This window comes from Luteimonas padinae (assembly GCF_014652935.1).
Taxonomy (GTDB): domain Bacteria; phylum Pseudomonadota; class Gammaproteobacteria; order Xanthomonadales; family Xanthomonadaceae; genus Luteimonas; species Luteimonas padinae.
Map to the genome: position 1 here is coordinate 177,145 of NZ_BMZT01000009.1, position 15,277 is coordinate 192,421.

At 70.9% G+C, this 15,277-nt stretch carries 13 protein-coding genes, 1 tRNA gene and 1 pseudogene; 11 read left to right on the forward strand and 4 right to left on the reverse strand.

Annotated elements, in window-relative coordinates; all coding sequences use genetic code 11:
* Window positions 1-2: 2 nt before the first annotated feature.
* Both IE168_RS11750 and ubiA read right to left on the reverse strand, forming a co-directional pair.
* Window positions 3-1,688 (reverse strand): MFS transporter, encoded by a 1,686-nt coding sequence (locus IE168_RS11750; protein WP_189498445.1) that lies wholly within the window; start codon window positions 1,686-1,688, stop codon window positions 3-5.
* Window positions 1,688-2,590 carry a 4-hydroxybenzoate octaprenyltransferase gene (gene ubiA, locus IE168_RS11755; protein ID WP_189498447.1) on the reverse strand — a complete coding sequence of 301 codons (903 nt, stop codon included), beginning with the start codon at window positions 2,588-2,590 and terminating at the stop codon, window positions 1,688-1,690. Before ubiA ends, IE168_RS11750 begins: the two co-directional genes overlap by 1 nt.
* A 6-nt stretch (window positions 2,591-2,596) precedes the next feature.
* Here ubiA and IE168_RS11760 point away from each other — a divergent pair, with 6 nt between their 5' ends.
* From IE168_RS11760 to IE168_RS11790, 7 genes are all read left to right on the forward strand, one after another.
* Complete coding sequence (locus IE168_RS11760; RefSeq protein ID WP_189498449.1) at window positions 2,597-3,322, forward strand: hypothetical protein; 726 nt, start codon at window positions 2,597-2,599, stop codon at window positions 3,320-3,322.
* Between the two features lie 30 nt (window positions 3,323-3,352).
* Window positions 3,353-4,891: a T6SS phospholipase effector Tle1-like catalytic domain-containing protein gene (locus tag IE168_RS11765; RefSeq protein ID WP_189498451.1), complete on the forward strand. Its 1,539-nt coding sequence runs from the start codon at window positions 3,353-3,355 to the stop codon at window positions 4,889-4,891.
* 73 nt (window positions 4,892-4,964) lie between these two features.
* Window positions 4,965-5,041: transfer RNA gene (locus IE168_RS11770), tRNA-Arg, on the forward strand.
* 259 nt (window positions 5,042-5,300) lie between these two features.
* Window positions 5,301-5,570 carry a helix-turn-helix domain-containing protein gene (locus IE168_RS11775; RefSeq protein WP_189498453.1) on the forward strand — a complete coding sequence of 90 codons (270 nt, stop codon included), beginning with the start codon at window positions 5,301-5,303 and terminating at the stop codon, window positions 5,568-5,570.
* The gene (locus IE168_RS11780; RefSeq protein ID WP_229823465.1) at window positions 5,564-6,931 is read left to right on the forward strand and encodes a type II toxin-antitoxin system HipA family toxin; all 1,368 of its coding nucleotides are present in this window, start codon (window positions 5,564-5,566) and stop codon (window positions 6,929-6,931) included. The genes IE168_RS11775 and IE168_RS11780 overlap by 7 nt, the downstream gene beginning before the upstream one ends.
* Window positions 6,932-7,062: 131 nt before the next feature.
* A complete protein-coding gene (locus tag IE168_RS11785; protein WP_189498456.1) occupies window positions 7,063-8,355 on the forward strand; it encodes a caspase family protein in 1,293 nt (430 codons plus the stop codon).
* Window positions 8,352-9,008 (forward strand): hypothetical protein, encoded by a 657-nt coding sequence (locus tag IE168_RS11790; protein ID WP_189498458.1) that lies wholly within the window; start codon window positions 8,352-8,354, stop codon window positions 9,006-9,008. The genes IE168_RS11785 and IE168_RS11790 overlap by 4 nt, the downstream gene beginning before the upstream one ends.
* Window positions 9,009-9,065: 57 nt before the next feature.
* On the opposite strand, the gene IE168_RS14595 is transcribed toward IE168_RS11790, so the two are convergent.
* Together IE168_RS14595 and IE168_RS11795 are read right to left on the reverse strand one after the other, a co-directional pair.
* Entirely contained in the window at window positions 9,066-9,197 is a 132-nt protein-coding gene (locus IE168_RS14595) for a putative transporter small subunit (protein ID WP_225218015.1), read from the reverse strand.
* Window positions 9,194-10,897 (reverse strand): sodium:solute symporter family protein, encoded by a 1,704-nt coding sequence (locus tag IE168_RS11795; protein ID WP_229823471.1) that lies wholly within the window; start codon window positions 10,895-10,897, stop codon window positions 9,194-9,196. Before IE168_RS11795 ends, IE168_RS14595 begins: the two co-directional genes overlap by 4 nt.
* A gap of 323 nt (window positions 10,898-11,220) precedes the next feature.
* On the opposite strand from IE168_RS11795, the gene IE168_RS11800 reads away from it, so the two are divergent.
* From IE168_RS11800 to zapE, 4 genes and pseudogenes are all read left to right on the forward strand, one after another.
* Window positions 11,221-11,736: a c-type cytochrome gene (locus IE168_RS11800; RefSeq protein ID WP_189498460.1), complete on the forward strand. Its 516-nt coding sequence runs from the start codon at window positions 11,221-11,223 to the stop codon at window positions 11,734-11,736.
* 48 nt (window positions 11,737-11,784) lie between these two features.
* Window positions 11,785-13,242 (forward strand): annotated as a pseudogene (locus IE168_RS11805) (ExeM/NucH family extracellular endonuclease); the annotation flags it as partial.
* A 149-nt stretch (window positions 13,243-13,391) separates the two neighbouring features.
* Window positions 13,392-14,066 (forward strand): alpha/beta hydrolase, encoded by a 675-nt coding sequence (locus IE168_RS11810; RefSeq protein WP_189498464.1) that lies wholly within the window; start codon window positions 13,392-13,394, stop codon window positions 14,064-14,066.
* On the forward strand, window positions 14,059-15,201 hold the full coding sequence (gene zapE, locus IE168_RS11815; RefSeq protein ID WP_189498466.1) for a cell division protein ZapE: 1,143 nt from the start codon (window positions 14,059-14,061) through the stop codon (window positions 15,199-15,201). The genes IE168_RS11810 and zapE overlap by 8 nt, the downstream gene beginning before the upstream one ends.
* Window positions 15,202-15,277 lie beyond the last annotated feature (76 nt).

The window sequence follows — 15,277 nt, forward strand, 5'->3', positions numbered from 1 at the left end:
CCTCAGCCCGGGCGGATCGTCTCGGCCACCGGCTCGGTCAGCGCCTGCGGGCCCGACACCGGGACCCGGTGCAGCTCGCCGGGCTGGCGCTCGATCATGCGCCGCACGCGCGGCCCGTCGGGGCCGGCATGCAGCGCGCGCAGCTGGGCCGGGACATAGGCATCGTCCTGGGTCAGCCGGCTGGTATGGCGCAGGTATTCGAGCCAGGTCGGGGTCTCGTAGCGTTCGATCCAGACCCGCGGATCGGCCAGGTCGCGCAGCAGCCGCCAGTGGCGGGCGCCGTCGCGTCGCCGGATGCGCCTGCGCTCGGCCATCGCCGCCAGGAAGTCGTCCACGTCCTCTTCGGCGATCACGTACTCGATCGTGACCACCACCGGCCCGGTCCGCGGCTGCACCGGCACCGCGGTCTCCGGCTCCTGCCAGCGGCGCAGCGGATCGAGGTTGAGCTCGGCGAGCTTCGCCAGCGGGATCCGGATTCCGACCAGCGCGCATGCCACCATCACCAGCGCCGCCCCGAACAGCGCCACGCGCACGTCGGCCTGGTCGGCGACATGACCCCACAGCCAGCTGCCGAGCGCGATGCCGCCGAAGGCCGACATCTGGTACAGCGACAGCGCGCGCGCCACCACCCAGCGCGGCGTGGACAGCTGCACGGTCACGTTGAAGGTCGACAGCGCCAGCACCCAGGCCGCGCCGGCCAGCAGCAGGCCCGCCATGGTCAGCAGCTGCGACGGGCTGACGGCGGCGACGGCCATCGCCAGCGCGAAGGCGATGCAGGCCGCCCGCACCAGGCCCTCGCTCGACAGCCGCTCGCGCAGGCGCGCGCTGCCCATCGCGCCGCCGATCGCACCGAAGCCGAAGGCCCCCAGCAGCAGGCCGTAGGTCATCGGCCCGCCCGACACCAGGTCGCGCGCGACCAGCGGCATCAGCGCCATCGCCGCGCTGGCGCCGGCGCCGAACACCACCGCGCGCGCCAGCACGATGCGGATCACCGGCGACATCGCCACGTAGCGCACGCCCGCCGCCATCGCCACCCCGAGCGTCTCGCGCGGCAGCGGCCGCGCCGCCACCGGCGGCCGCCAGCGCGCCAGCACCACCACCAGCGCCACGTAGCTCACCGCATTGACCGCGAACGCGGCCGCGGCGCCGGCGGCGGCGACGATCGCGCCACCGATCGCCGGACCCACGCTGCGCGCGATGTTGAAGCCCATGCTGTTGATGGCCACCGCGCCGGCGAGCTCCGCGCGCGGCACCATGTCGCCCACCGAGGCCTGCCACGCCGGCGCGTTGAAGGCCGCGCCGCAGCCGATGAGGAAGGTGAACAGCAGCAGCAGCCACGGCGAGACCAGGCCCGCCCAGGTGCACGCGGCCAGCGCCGTCGACACCAGCAGCATGAACACCTGCGCCCCGAGCATCATCCGGCGGCGGTCGAAGTTGTCGGCCATGGCGCCGGCCACCAGCGAGAACAGCATGATCGGCAGCGCCACCGAGGCCTGCACCAGCGCCACCATGTCGGCCGACTGCGCGATCGAGGTCATCAGCCAGGCCGCGCCGACCGACTGGATCATGCCGCCGAAGTTGGACGATGCGCTCGCCAGCCACACCCGGCGGAACACCGGGTAGCGCATCGGCGACAGCGCCGTCGGGCGCGGCGCGGGAGCGGGCGGGGTGGGGTCGGCCTGCGTCATCAGCCCTGGCCGCGAAGCGCCAGGTCGGCGGCGATGCCGATGAACACCGCCATCCCCACCCAGTGGTTGTCGAGGAAGGCGCGGAAGCAAGGCTCGCGCTCGCGGTGGCGGCAGATCCAGAACTGGCGCAGCACCAGCAGCAGCGCCACGCCGAGCGACGCCCAGTACACCGCCCCCAGCCCGGCCTGGCGGCCGGCCAGCGCCAGGCCCAGGAACACCAGCACGTACAGCACGCCCTGGATCACCAGGTCCATGTCGCCGAACAGGATCGCCGTCGACTTCGAGCCGATGCGGAGGTCGTCGTCGCGGTCGACCATCGCGTACCAGGTGTCATAGGCCGTCGACCACAGGATGTTGGTCGCGTACAGCACCCACGCGATCGGCGGCACCTCGCCCTGCACCGCCGCGAAGGCCATCGGAATGCCCCAGCCGAAGGCCATGCCGAGATACACCTGCGGCAGGTGGGTGTAACGCTTGAGGTAGGGATAAGTGCCCGCCAGGACCACGCCGACGAAGCTCATCAGGATCGTGAGCCGGTTGAGCGTGAGCACCAGGGCGAAGGCCGCCAGCATCAGCACCGCGAACAGCGCCAGCGCCTCGCGCCCGCGCACGGCGCCGGTGGCCAGCGGACGGTCGCGGGTGCGCTTCACGTGCGGATCGAGCCAGCGGTCGGCGTAGTCGTTGATCACGCAGCCAGCCGCGCGCGTGAGCCACACGCCGGCGCTGAACACGAACAGGATCCACGGCGGCGGCACGCCTTCCGCGGCGATCCACAGGCCCCACCAGGTCGGCCACAGCAGCAGCAGCCAGCCGATCGGGCGGTCGGCGCGCATCAGCTTCCAGTACAGGCTCAGGCGGTCGCGCCAGGCAGCTGGCCTCGGCTCGAAACGTTCGTATCCCATGACGCCATGGTACGCCTGCCCCGCGCGCCTGGCCGCTGGACCGCCGCGCCTTGCGCCGGGCATCGCGCCGGTGTAAACCGGACCGACATCGTGCAAGGAAGCGCCATGAAACGACACCGGATCCGTCCGCGCCTGGCCACGTTCGCATTCGCGCTCGCTGCGCCATGGCTACTGCAGGGATGCCAGACCACCATGAACACCGCAAACACCGCCAGCGGCGACGCCGCGGCCCCGCCCGGCGACGGCCTGTACTCGCCGTGGCCGCTGAAGTTCAAGAAGCACAACCTCGGCATCCACTGCTTCGAGACTTACGGGTGCAAGGTTGTGTACGACGGGTGGGTGCAGGCGATGGATGATCCGGACGAGCTGCGCCCCTCATCGGCAAGCCTTGGTCCCGACTACCGCAGGAACTGGCTGGGCGGCAGCCTCGGCTTCCACAATTTCCCGCCGCCGGCGAAGGTGAGCTGGAGGTCGAAGGATGGTACCGCGCACAGGACGGAGATCGATTTCGGGGAGATCTTCAAGGACGAGCTGATCCGGCACAACGTGGCGCGCGAAGACGTCTACCCGCGGGCGACTTTCATCAGCACGGACATCCATCTCGAGATCAACGACCGCACGATCAATGTCTACATGCTCGCGTCGATTCCGTTGCGCGAACCACGGATTCCGGGAAACCGCTACAGCAATGCGCGCCACGACCTGATCCTGGTCCACACGGAGACGTTCTAGCGTCGCGGCACGGACAGGGAGCAGCATGCCATGGGAGGCAGGAAGCCAGATGGCGTCGGCACGATCGCGGCCAGCGCAGCCGACCTGGAAACGTACGAGGCAGCCCGGCGCGACCTGTCGCAGATGCAGATGCCCGTCCTGTACCGGAGCGACAACCCCGACAGCTACCTGTACTTCGCCAGCTTCGACGGCAGTGGGCAGGATGTCCGTCGCGAGGGTGAAGTGCCTACCAACGTCGGCGCAATCCACCGCCAGTTGCACAGGCTGAAGGAGGAACAGGGGCACGATCGCATCGCCAGCGGCTACGTCCCAGGTCCCGGCACCCAGCGCAATCCCCTAGTCGGCCTCCTGGACAACGCATTCGCCTTCAGCTACGACGACCGCATCATCGATGCCTACAAGCAGTTCGCGCGCCAGGCACAGCTCTGGCTCCAGGAAAACCCCAACGCCGAAATCCACATCGCCTCGATCGGCTACAGCCGCGGCGCCACGCTGATCCCCGGCTTCGCGCGGCTGGTCGAGCGCCACGGCATCCTCGACCCGGCCAGCCTCGAGTTCCACAAGCACGCCAGCGGCGAGCTGGTCGCCATCAGCCAGCTGCCTCCCCTGGTCCCGCCCGGCCGCACCGCGCACGCCGTCGCCCTGTTCGACCCGGTGTCCACCAGCCTGCCGCGCCAGTACGACCTGCGCCTGCCGTCGAGCGTGATCTCCGGCTACGCGCTGCTCTCGCGCGACGAACTGCGCTGGCTGTTCGCGCACACCACCATGATCCCCGACGGCGTCACGCCCGATGGCCGCTTCGGGCGCAGCACCGTCGCCGGCGCGCATTCCGACGTCGGTGGCGGCAACCGGCTCAAGGGCCTCGAGATCCGCGCCGGCAACATCGTGATCGACTACCTCAACTCGCTCTCGGACGTCCCGCTGCTGCAGGCGCGCGTCCTGCCCGACGACCCGGCCATGGACGTCATCCACCGGTCCGAACAGGGCCTGCTCGGCGCCTATGCGCTGGGCGCGGCGCCGCGCGGCGAGCGCTACGTCAAGCAGACGCTCTGCGTGGTGATCGACCCCTGCCGCGACGCCATGCCGCGCGACGAGGCGCTGGCGGCGGGCTTCGAGTACCGCCGGCCGGCCGCACCGCGGCCCGAGCCCGGGCCGCCGGACCGGGCGGTACTGCTGGACCATCCCGCCCATCCCGCGCACGCCCTCTTCCAGCAGGCGCGCGAAGGGGTGCACGCGCTCGACCGCCGCCTCGGGCGCTCCCCGGACGCCGGCAGCGAGCGCCTCGCCGCTGCGCTCGCCGCGGCTGCGCACGGCGACGGGCTGCAGGCAATCGACCACGTCATCGCCGGCAACGACGGCCGCCGCATGTTCGCGATCGAAGGCGCAGCGCACGACCCGGCGCAGCGGCGCGCCGCGGTCGACACGGTGGTCGCCCTGTCGCAGCCGCTGGCGGAAAGCACCCGCCGGCTGGCGCGCCTGCAGGACGAGACGAGGACGGCACCGGCCATCGACCTGGCGCCAGGGCAGGCACTGCCTCCGCCGCAGCACCAGTTCGCACCCTCGTTCTAGGAAAGCTCCGGGAACAGGGCGCCGGCTCCGACGCTCGCGCAAACCCGCGGGATCATGGACAATGACCGGCCGCGCGCCTGTAGCTCAGCCGGATAGAGTAGTGGCTTCCGAAGCCATTGGTCGGGGGTTCGAATCCCTCCAGGCGCGCCATCTCCCCTGTGACGTAGTGGGACGCTGCTGGGACAGCGTTCGCGAAGGCCCCTGCGTGGCTTGAGTACAAGCCTCCGGGACAGCGGCCTGCCTCCCGTCCTCCTTCATTTCAGGTGGAACGCCTGATGCTCACCTGAACCCCGCGGCGCGTCAGGGCAAAGCTCTGTCGCTCTCCGGCCATGAATACAGATCCCATTGTGTTTATTCTGAAAACAGCTTAGAACCTGTAATTCATGAGCACAGGCAAGGATTTGTTCCTATGCGCCAGTATCCCGTCCGCACGGCGGAACACCTGCCCGCCCTGCTGAAAGCCTTCCGCAAGGAAAGCGGCCTGACCCAGACACAGGTCGCGACACGCCTCGGGGTCACACAGCAGACGCTGTCCGCGCTGGAGCGCAACGCCCAGAAGATGAGCGCCGAGCGGCTGCTGCACCTGCTGGGCATTCTGGGCGTGGAAATGGTGTTGCAAAGAAAGGAGCCCTCACCCCACAGCCCGCCTACTCCGGAAAGGGGGGGCGGCGGATGGTGACAAACGGCACGCGGAACCCTTCGCGCCGGAAGGCGCTGGGCCTGTGGATGAACGGCGGGTTCGTCGGCACCTGGCGTATGGGGCCCGGTTCGGAGGACCTGCTGGAGTACGCCGCGGACTGGAAATCCTCCCCACAGGGCCGACCACTGTCGCTCTCGTTGCCGTTCACCCCGGGAAGCACGCCACACAGTGGCGAAGTCGTCCGGGCGTATTTCGACAACCTCCTGCCGGACAGCCGGGACATCCGCGCCCGGGCCGCGACTCGTTTCCGGGCCCGGTCCACCGACGCCTTCGACCTGCTTGCCCAGATCGGACGCGATTGCGTCGGTGCGCTGCAGATCCTCCCCGATGGCATGACGCCCGGAAACGTCGACGCCGTGGAGGCGATGCCCCTGGCCGAACACGAAGTCGCCGCCATCCTGCGGGGCGCCGTGGCATCACCGGCGTTTGGAGAGAGCACGCCCGAAGACGACGACTTCAGGATCTCCATCGCCGGAGCGCAGGAGAAGACCGCCCTGGCGTACATCGACGGCCAGTGGTGTCGGCCGCACGGCTCGACGCCGACCACGCACATCCTCAAGCTGCCGATGGGCCTGGTTGGCAACATGAAGCTCGACCTGCGCCATTCCATCGAGAACGAATGGCTGTGCTCGCGGATCCTGGGCGCCTACGGGCTGCCGGTCGCCGACTGCGAACCCCTGCAGTTCGAGGACATCAAGGTCCTGTCGGTCAAGCGTTTCGACCGTGCGTGGCTGGATGGCCCGCGGGGCAGGTGGCTGGCGCGGCTGCCGCAGGAGGACTTCTGCCAGGCCACCGGCACGCCCGCCACCCTGAAATACGAGGCCGATGGCGGCCCGGGAATCGACCGGATCATGGGCCTGCTGGCCACGTCCGCGTCTCCGCAACGGGATCGGCGCAACTTCTTCCTGGCCCAGCTCCTGTTCTGGATGCTGCGCGCCCCCGACGGCCATGCCAAGAACTTCAGTCTGTCCATCCGTCCCGGGGGCGCCTATGCACTGACGCCGCTGTACGACGTGATGTCGGCCCGGCCTGTCATCGGCGATGGACCAGGCACGCTGTCGGAACACAAGGTCAGGATGGCCATGGCGATCCGCTCCACCAACGCTCACTGGAAGATGCGGGAGATCCTGCCCAGGCATTGGCTGGCGCTCGGCAAGCGGTACGGCGTGCTGGACGAAGCAGGTCGGACGGTGGAAACGCTCGTCGGCGACATCGTCGAGCGGACACCGGCCGTGGTTGCAGGGATCGAATCGATGCTGCCCGCCGGCTTCCCGGAACACGTGGCCGCGGCGGTGCTGCGGGGACTGGAGCGCGAAGCAAGGCGGCTGGGAGAAGGCTGAGGCCGCAACGCTTGCCCCTTGAGGCAGATGCCCGATTCTGCATTCCGAAGCCACCCCCGCAGCGGCGCACTGCGCTAATGTCCACCCTGGACGCGGCCGCCCGGTACGGGACGCGGGACAGGGGGAGTTTCATGCAGGGACGTTCATGGCTGCTGACCGCGGCCGGCGTGGCGCTGGGATGCCTGCTGGCATGGCCCGCCGATGCCGCCGGCAAGCGCGTGGCGCTGGTGGTCGGGATTTCGGACTATCAGGGGGCCGACCGGCTTGATGCCGCGGTGTCCGATGCCCGCCTGGTGGGTCGGCAGCTGCGCGGCATCGGCTTCGAAGTCACGGAATCGACGAACGGCAGCTACCGCAGCCTGGGCGAGGACATCGCGGACTTTGCGGCCGACGCGGCGGACGCCGAGATCGCGCTTTTCTACTACGCCGGCCACGGCTTCGAGGTCGGCGGCGAGAACTTCCTGATGCCGGTCGACATCGGCCAGCCGATGGCCACGATCGACCGCGCCGCGGTGCGCATGCGCGGGCTTCCGCTGTCCACGGTGCTGCGCGACCTCCGGGCCGCGAACCCGCATGCGCTGGTGGCGGTGATCGACGCCTGCCGCGATGCGCCCACCCGCGGCGGGCAGACGCGCGGACTGGTCACGACGGAGACCGGCGACGGCACCTTCCTCGCCTTTTCCACCAGCCCGGGCCAGCGCGCGATCGACTCGGCGGCGAGCCTCGGGCATGCCAGCCGCAACAGCCCGTTCGCGCTGTTCTTCGCCGAAAACCTGGCGGAGCCGGGGCTGGGCATGCTCGACCTGATGCAGGCCACGCAGTCCCAGGTGGATGCGCTGACCCGCGGCCGACAGCGCCCCTGGTTTGCCAGCGAGCTCAACGGGCCGCTGGTGCTGAACACGCGCGGTGCGGCGTCGGTGGGGCAAGCGGCGCGCCCCGGCCAGCCGCGTGCGGCGTCCGGGTCGGCAGCCATGTGCCCGCCCGAACGCACCGAGGCTTCGGGACTGTGGAACAGCGAAATGCGGGCCGTGCTGCTTGCAGAGCAGGCGCTGACCGCCGACAGCCTCCCGCGGCTGCGCCGCGAGGCCGAGGCCGGCGACCTGCGCGCGCTCACGGTGCTGGGCATGGCATTGAGCAGCGGCACCGGCGTGACCAGCAACCGCGCGCAGGCCAGGCGGCACTGGCTGCGCGCCGCCGAATCCGGGCATGCGGTCGCACAGACGCTGCTGGGCGAAGACCTCCACGATGACGCCGCGGACGAACGCAGCCGGCGCGAGGCGCGCAAATGGCTGGAGCGCGCCAGCCAGGCCGGCTTCGCCCGGGCCACGCTGGACCTGGCGGGCCTGCACGACAACCACCAGGACGCGGCCAGCGCGCTGATGCTGGCCTTCTGCCAGGGCACCGGGGGGTTCAACACGCCATGACGCAGGCACGACGGACCACGGGCAGGTGGCCATGGCTGGCACTCCTGCTGATCGCGGCGGCCGGCGCATTCGCGATCTGGTGGCTGTTCCTGCGGCCGGGGATCGTCTACCGCGGCCCGCCGATCCCGGTCGGCGCCGGCACCGTCCCGGAGCGCGAACTGGTGCTCATGGAGAACATGCCCGGCGAGGACCGGCTCGACTTCCTCGGGCGCGTGGGCCGGGTGCTGGCCGACCATTCCGACCGCACCGGCCACGAGGCCTGCGGCCAGGTCTGCCAGAACCGGGACTCCAGCCGGTTCGCCGTGCAGGTGGTGACCAACGATGCCCACATCATGTGCGCGATGTGGACCACCTGTCCTCAGGGCTACATGCCCACCGGCACGAACATCCATTCGCACTGCCCCGCCAAGCGCGTGCTGCGGGCCAACGCGGCCGACATGGCGATGAGCGCCAACCGCTACAAGCTCGGCGACCGGCTCAAGCCCTGCGTCGACGATCGATTTTCAGCCATGGACTTCGACGCCGGCCCCGGCTATCTCGCGACGCCCTCGCGCCTGCTGTTCCAGGAAGGCCGGAAGCAGCTGGCCGACCTAGGCCCGCTGCCGCCGGAGGCCAGCCGCGCCCTGGTCGACGCGGGAACCTCGGCGCCCTGACGCAGGCACCGGGCGTGCTGACCGAAGCTGACCTCCGCCGCCCTGCGGCCTGGCCGGTCAGACCAGGTCTTCGCCGCGCTTCTTCGCGCGCCGCACGTCGCGCCACACGCCTCGCCCCATGACGAACATCATCACCAGCACGATCGCCGGCCACACCAGCACGTAGGCGGTCATCAGCAGGTCCCTCATCGCGTCGCCTCCCGGGCAGCGTCCAGCGCGGGCGCCGGACCTTGCATGTCGTCGGCCGTCGGGGCCTGCTCCTGGTCGAAGTTGCGCACGCGCCGGCCGAGCAGCGCGAAGTCGAAGTCCTCGCGGCTGCGGAAGCTGAGCAGCGAGCACACCACCGTGCTCACGCCATACGCGTTGAGCGAGCTCAGCAGCACCGGATAGTCGCGCAGGAAGCCGAGGGTGAAGGGCGCCAGCGCCAGCGTCGCCAGCACGCCGACGCCCAGCCCCACCCGCTTGCCGAAGAAGCCGAAGGCCATCAGGCCCAGCACCACGCCGGCGCCGACGGTGGCGAACAGCTCCAGCACCAGCGCCACCAGGCCTTCGATCGGCACCAGCTGGAACCGCGCGACGATGAACGCCGTCACCGAGACCGCCACCGCGGTGGTGAACGCGCGGTTGTTCACCTTCTTCCAGTAGAAGCTCGCGATCACCGGGAACACGATCGAGCCCCACAGCGCGCCCACGAACACCAGCAGCGAGAGGATGTCGATGCGGAAGCTGGCGAAGAGGAGCCCCGCGGTGGTGGCGACGATCATGGTGATGCGCCCGACCCACAGCATCGTGGCCGGATTGACGCGGCCCTTCGCGATGTTCTTGCCGTAGATGTCGGTCATCATGATCGCGGAGAGTGCGGCGAGGTCGGAATCCGCGGTCGACGACAGCGAGCCGATCACCATGATGAAGAACACGCCGATCATCACCGGCCCGAGGTAGCTCGAGGCCATCTGCGGAATCAGGTTGTTGTGGTCGCCGCCCGCGGGCTCCATGCCCACCATCAGCGCCACCACGCCGAGCATGCCCAGGCCGATCACGGTCGCGCCGTAGCTGACGGTGGCGGCGAGGAAGGTGGGCTTGATCAGGTCCTCGCGCACCGCGAACAGGCGCTGGGCGATGGTCTGGTTGCCGATCGCATACGCGAGCACGGCCACGAAGTAGGGCGCGCCCTGCTCCAGGAACGCGGTCTTCGAGAACATCGAGGCCTGCTCGGCGCTGAGACGGTCCCAGCCCTGCGAGACCGCCTCGATGCCGCCGGCGTTGAAGAACACCAGCGGGATGATCAGCGCCGCGGCGCCCAGCATCGCCGCCACCTGCGCGACGTCGGTCATGATCGAGGCGCGGAAGCCCGACCACAGCGTGTACGACAGCGTGCCGATGCCGGCGATCAGCACGCCGTGCACGAAGTCCAACGGTGACAGCATCGCCACCAGCGCGCCGGCGGCGGTGAAGTTCGCCATCAGGCTGATCACGCTGCCGGCGATGTTGGAACCGGCGAGGATCAGCTGGCTGGAGCGCCCGTGGCGGGCGTGCATGATCTCGGCCAGGGTGTGCGCCTCGGGCGCGACCTCGCGGAAGCGGCGGCCGAAGGGGTAGATGAAGAGGATCATCAGCGCGCCCCACAGACCGTAATGGATGGGGCCGGAGATGCCGTACTTGTAGCCGGAGGTGGCGGCGGCATAGAAGGAGGCCGCCCAGATCCAGGTGGCGGTCATGCTGGCGGCGGAAACACCGAAGCCGATCGCGCCGTTGGAGGTCATGTAGCCGTCGACGTTCTCGTCCTTGAGCGCGATGCGCCGGGACATCAGGAACGTGCCGCCGTAGAAGGCGATCAGCAGCAGCAGGACGGTGGGTGTCTGGAGTTGGTAGAACGATGGGTCGGCCACTGGCGGTCAGGCGCTCCTCGTGAAGCCACTCGGGCTTGGCGGGACGCAGCACGCAGACGTCCGGGGGAATGGACCGTCCGGAACGGGACCTGCAGCGCGGAAAACCGGGCCAGCTGCGCCATGGGGCGCCTCCGGAAACCGTCAAGGGACGGCAGGCATCGGAGGCGCGGCGAAGCGGCCATCCTAGCAGACCCGCCGAAGCCGGCCGGAACGGGGCGTTCCACCGCGCCGTCCACGGCGCTGCCCGCGCGCCACCTCCGCGGGGCTGTGCTCTATAATCCTGCGCAGCTGTGGCCGTCCGGCCACGCCCGCCAAGGTGTTCCGTGCGCAATTACGATCTCGACTTCCTCAAGCGCTTTTCGCTGGTGATCGGCTTCCTGACCCTGGTCACGGTCGGCCTGATCGTGGGCTCCTATTTCGTGCACAAGTCGCTGCCGGGCGAAGTCGATCCGGGCGTGGCGCAGCGCACCGCCAACCGCATCGCGCCGGTCGGCGCCGTGTACGCGGGCGACACCGGCGCCGCCGCACAGGCCGCGGCCGCCGCCGCCGCCGCCGCGTCCGCCGCGGCCCAGGTCGCCTATGGCGGCACCCTGGACGGCTCGGTGATCTACAACAACCTGTGCGCGGGCTGCCACACCTCGGGCGCCGGCGGCGCGCCGAAGATGGTCACCGCCGAGTGGACGGCGCGCATCGCCCAGGGCGCCGACACCCTGCATCGCCACGCCATCGAGGGCTTCACCGGCGCGGCCGGCATGATGCCGGCGAAGGGGGGCAACCCGGCGCTGACCGACGAGCAGGTGGTCGCCACCGTCGACTGGATGGTCGAGAACCTCCAGTAAGCCGGCCTTCCGCCGCCGCCGACGCCGCCCACGGGCGGCGTCTTCGTTTCCGCCCCAAGACATCGAGGAGCGACCATGACCACCACCGGCACCGTCCGCACCGCGTCTTCCGCCCTGGTCCTGGCACTGCTGCTCGCCGGTTGCGCCAGCGTCGGGCAGCGGCCCGGCGAACCGTCCGCCAGCGGGGCAGGCGCCGTCACCGTCGACATCGCGTCGGTGCCCGACGACTGGTCGGCGCTGGACGGACGCCGCGTGCGCATCACCGCGCCGCTGGTGATCTCGGGCAACCACCGCCTCGACCGCGACGCCAGCGTCGTGGTCGCGTTCGGCGAGCGCCTGCGCACTCCCACCGAAGTCGCGCTGCCCGGCGCCGCGGCCGACGCCGTGGCCGCCGCCAACCGCGCCCGCGGCCTGTCCCTGGCGCTGCCGCCGAAGGCCGCGCGGCACGCGCAGGTGTGGCGCGGCGGCGGCACGCTCGAGGTGCTCGAGGGCGTGCTCACCGTCGGCGACGACGGCCCGCGCCTGGCGATCGCCGACGTCGACACCCTGCAGCCGGCGGCGCGCCCGGCCGCACCCACGGTGGCCGGCGAACTGCGCCTGGCCAGCCTCAACCTGCAGAACCTGTTCAACGGCGACGGCCGCGGCGGCGGTTTCCCGACCGCGCGCGGCGCGCGGACGCCGTCGGAATATGCGGCGCAGCTCGCGCGCCTGGTGGCCACGCTGTCCTCGCTCGACGCCGACATCGTCGCCCTGCTGGAGCTGGAGAACGACGGCTACGGCGCCGATTCCAGCATCGCCGGACTGGTGGCCGCGCTTGATCCCGACGGCCTGCGCTGGCGCTTCGTCGACGCGGGCCGGGGCCCGGGCGACAACCCGATCCGCGTCGGCCTGCTCTACCGCGCCGACCGCGTGGTGCCGCTGGGCCGGCCGGCCACGCTGGAGGACGGCGTGTTCGGCCCGCTCAGCCGCGCGCCGCTGGCGCAGGCCTTCCGCGCCGGCGGCGGCCCGGCCTTCGTGGTGGTCGCCAACCACTTCAAGTCCAAGGGCTGCCGCGACGCCGCCGGCGCCGACCTCGACCAGGGCGACGGCCAGGCCTGTTTCAACGCCACCCGCCGCGCGTCCGGCGAAGCGCTGCGCGTCTGGCTGGCCCATGACCCGACCGGCACCGGCAGCGATCTGGTCGCGGTGCTGGGCGACCTCAACGCCTACGCGATGGAGGACCCCGTGCGCGGCTTCATCGATGCCGGCTGGACCGACGCGCTGGCGGACGTGGATGGAGGCCAGCCGCATACCTACGTCTACGACGCCCAGGCCGGCCGCCTCGACCACGTGCTGCTCAGCCCCGCGCTGGGTGCCCGGCTGGAGGACGCCGCGATCTGGCACAGCAACGCCGACGAGGCGCCGGCCGCCGACCCCGCGGCCGCTGAAGGCGTAGGCGACCCCGCGCCCTGGGGCGCCTCGGACCACGATCCGGTGATCGTCGGGCTGCGTCTGCGGACGCCGTAGGGCCGCGAGGGTGGTCGCAGAGGTCGCAGCTGTAGCTGCTCCTACACGGTTGCTGCATCGCCCGCTGTAGGAGCAGCTACAGCTGCGACCCGCCCTCCCGCCGCTGCGACCCGACACGCCCGTACACCCCGCCGACTATCATGGCCCCCATGAGCCCCCAGCCTCCCTTCCCCGACGCCTCCGGCGCCCTGACCCTGTCCGGCCCCGCCGGCGCGCTCGAGGTCGCCGTCGACCTGCCGGAAGACGATGTCGTCCGCGTGCCGGCGGTCGCCATGGTCTGCCATCCGCTGCCCACCGAAGGCGGCACCATGCACAACAAGGTGGTGACCATGGCCGCACGCGCGCTGCGCGAATCCGGCCTGGCCACGGTGCGCTTCAATTTCCGCGGCACCGGCGCCTCCGAAGGCGCCTTCGACGAAGGCCGCGGCGAGCAGGACGACCTGCGCACGGTGGCCGACTGGGTCCGCGCCACGCGTCCCGGCGACCAGTTGTGGCTGGCCGGCTTCAGCTTCGGCGCCTATGTCAGCCTGGCGATGGCGGCCGAGCTGCAGCCGTCGATGCTGATCTCGATCGCGCCCCCGGCCGGGCGCAGCTGGGACTTCGACGCGATCACCACGCCGACCATGCCTTGGCTGGTGGTGCAGGGCGACGCCGACGAGATCGTCGACGCGCAGGGGGTCTACCGCTGGCTCGACGGCCTCAAGGCCGACCCTGAAATCGTGCGCATGCCCGACACCAGCCACTTCTTCCACCGCAAGCTGATCGACCTGCGCGGCGCCATCAAGAGCGGCGTGCGCCGGCACCTGCCCGCCGCGCATGGCTGAAGCCGCCGACCCGCCGCGGCCGTCGCAGGCCTACCGCGAAGGCGTGGCACGCGGCGACTGGGACGACGATCCGGCGCAGCACGCGCCGCTGGCCGCGCTCGACCGGGTCCACGACGCCCTGCTCGCCGGCCGGCCGCGCCGTGGCTGGTTCGCGCGCACCTTCGGCGGCGACCCCGGCGGCGAGGCGCCGCAGGGGCTGTATCTCTGGGGCGGCGTCGGCCGCGGCAAGACCTTCATGGTCGACCTGTTCTACAACGGCCTGCCGCTGCCGGTGGCCAAGCTGGACGCGAAGGGCGGCGACGGCAACGGCAAGCGCCGCACCCACTTCCACCGCTTCATGCGCGTGGTCCACGAGCGCCTGCGCGAACATGCCGGCGAACGCGACCCGCTGGCCTCGATCGTGGCCGAGTGGCGGCGCTCGCTGCGGGTGCTGGTGCTGGACGAGTTCTTCGTCAGCGACATCGGCGACGCCATGCTGCTGGCGCGCGTGCTGGAGCGGATGTTCGCCGAAGGCATCGTGCTGGTGACCACGTCCAACATCCAGCCATCGGGCCTGTACGCCGACGGCCTGCAGCGCGCGCGCTTCCTGCCGGCGATCGCGCTGCTGGAGCGGCACTGCCAGGTGCTGGAGATCGTCAGCGACACCGACTACCGCCTGCGTGAGCTGACCCGCTCGCCGGTGTACCGCACGCCGCTGGACGCGGGATCCGACGCCTGGCTGGAGTCGCGCTGGCACGCGCTGGGCGGCGATGACGGCCACCGCGACGGCAGCATCGAGCTCGACGGCCGCCGCATCCACACCCGCGCACGCTGCCCGGGCATGGCCTGGTTCGATTTCGCCGCGCTGTGCGAAGGCCCGCGCGGATCGTCGGACTACATCGAGATCGCCACCGAGTTCCACACCGTGCTGCTGGGCGGCGTGCCGGTGATGGACGGCACGCGCGACGATGCCGCGCGCCGCTTCGTCACCTTCATCGACGAGGCCTACGACCGCAACGTGAAGCTGGTCTGCACCGCCGATGCGGCGCCGCCCGCGCTGTACGCGGGCGAGCGCCTGGCCGGGGCCTTCGAGCGCACCGCCTCCCGGCTGATCGAGATGCAGTCCACCGACTACCTGGCGCGCCACCACCTGTAGGAGCAACTGTCTTTTGATCAGGCGGGGGTTGGCTGCCACTGCCCGCCATCCCTGAGCATGGCGTTGATCTGCCCAA

Bases quoted from the DNA above. Each gene is read 5' to 3' on its own strand.
- IE168_RS11785 (WP_189498456.1), top strand. From the start codon at position 7,063: ATGCAGGGACGTTCATGGCTGCTGACCGCGGCCGGCGTGGCGCTGGGA.
- IE168_RS11810 (WP_189498464.1), top strand. From the start codon at position 13,392: ATGAGCCCCCAGCCTCCCTTCCCCGACGCCTCCGGCGCCCTGACCCTG.
- IE168_RS11765 (WP_189498451.1), top strand. From the start codon at position 3,353: ATGGGAGGCAGGAAGCCAGATGGCGTCGGCACGATCGCGGCCAGCGCA.
- ubiA (WP_189498447.1), bottom strand. From the start codon at position 2,590: ATGGGATACGAACGTTTCGAGCCGAGGCCAGCTGCCTGGCGCGACCGC.
- IE168_RS11750 (WP_189498445.1), bottom strand. From the start codon at position 1,688: ATGACGCAGGCCGACCCCACCCCGCCCGCTCCCGCGCCGCGCCCGACG.
- IE168_RS11790 (WP_189498458.1), top strand. From the start codon at position 8,352: ATGACGCAGGCACGACGGACCACGGGCAGGTGGCCATGGCTGGCACTC.
- IE168_RS11780 (WP_229823465.1), top strand. From the start codon at position 5,564: ATGGTGACAAACGGCACGCGGAACCCTTCGCGCCGGAAGGCGCTGGGC.
- zapE (WP_189498466.1), top strand. From the start codon at position 14,059: ATGGCTGAAGCCGCCGACCCGCCGCGGCCGTCGCAGGCCTACCGCGAA.
- IE168_RS14595 (WP_225218015.1), bottom strand. From the start codon at position 9,197: ATGAGGGACCTGCTGATGACCGCCTACGTGCTGGTGTGGCCGGCGATC.
- IE168_RS11760 (WP_189498449.1), top strand. From the start codon at position 2,597: ATGGTACGCCTGCCCCGCGCGCCTGGCCGCTGGACCGCCGCGCCTTGC.
- IE168_RS11775 (WP_189498453.1), top strand. From the start codon at position 5,301: ATGCGCCAGTATCCCGTCCGCACGGCGGAACACCTGCCCGCCCTGCTG.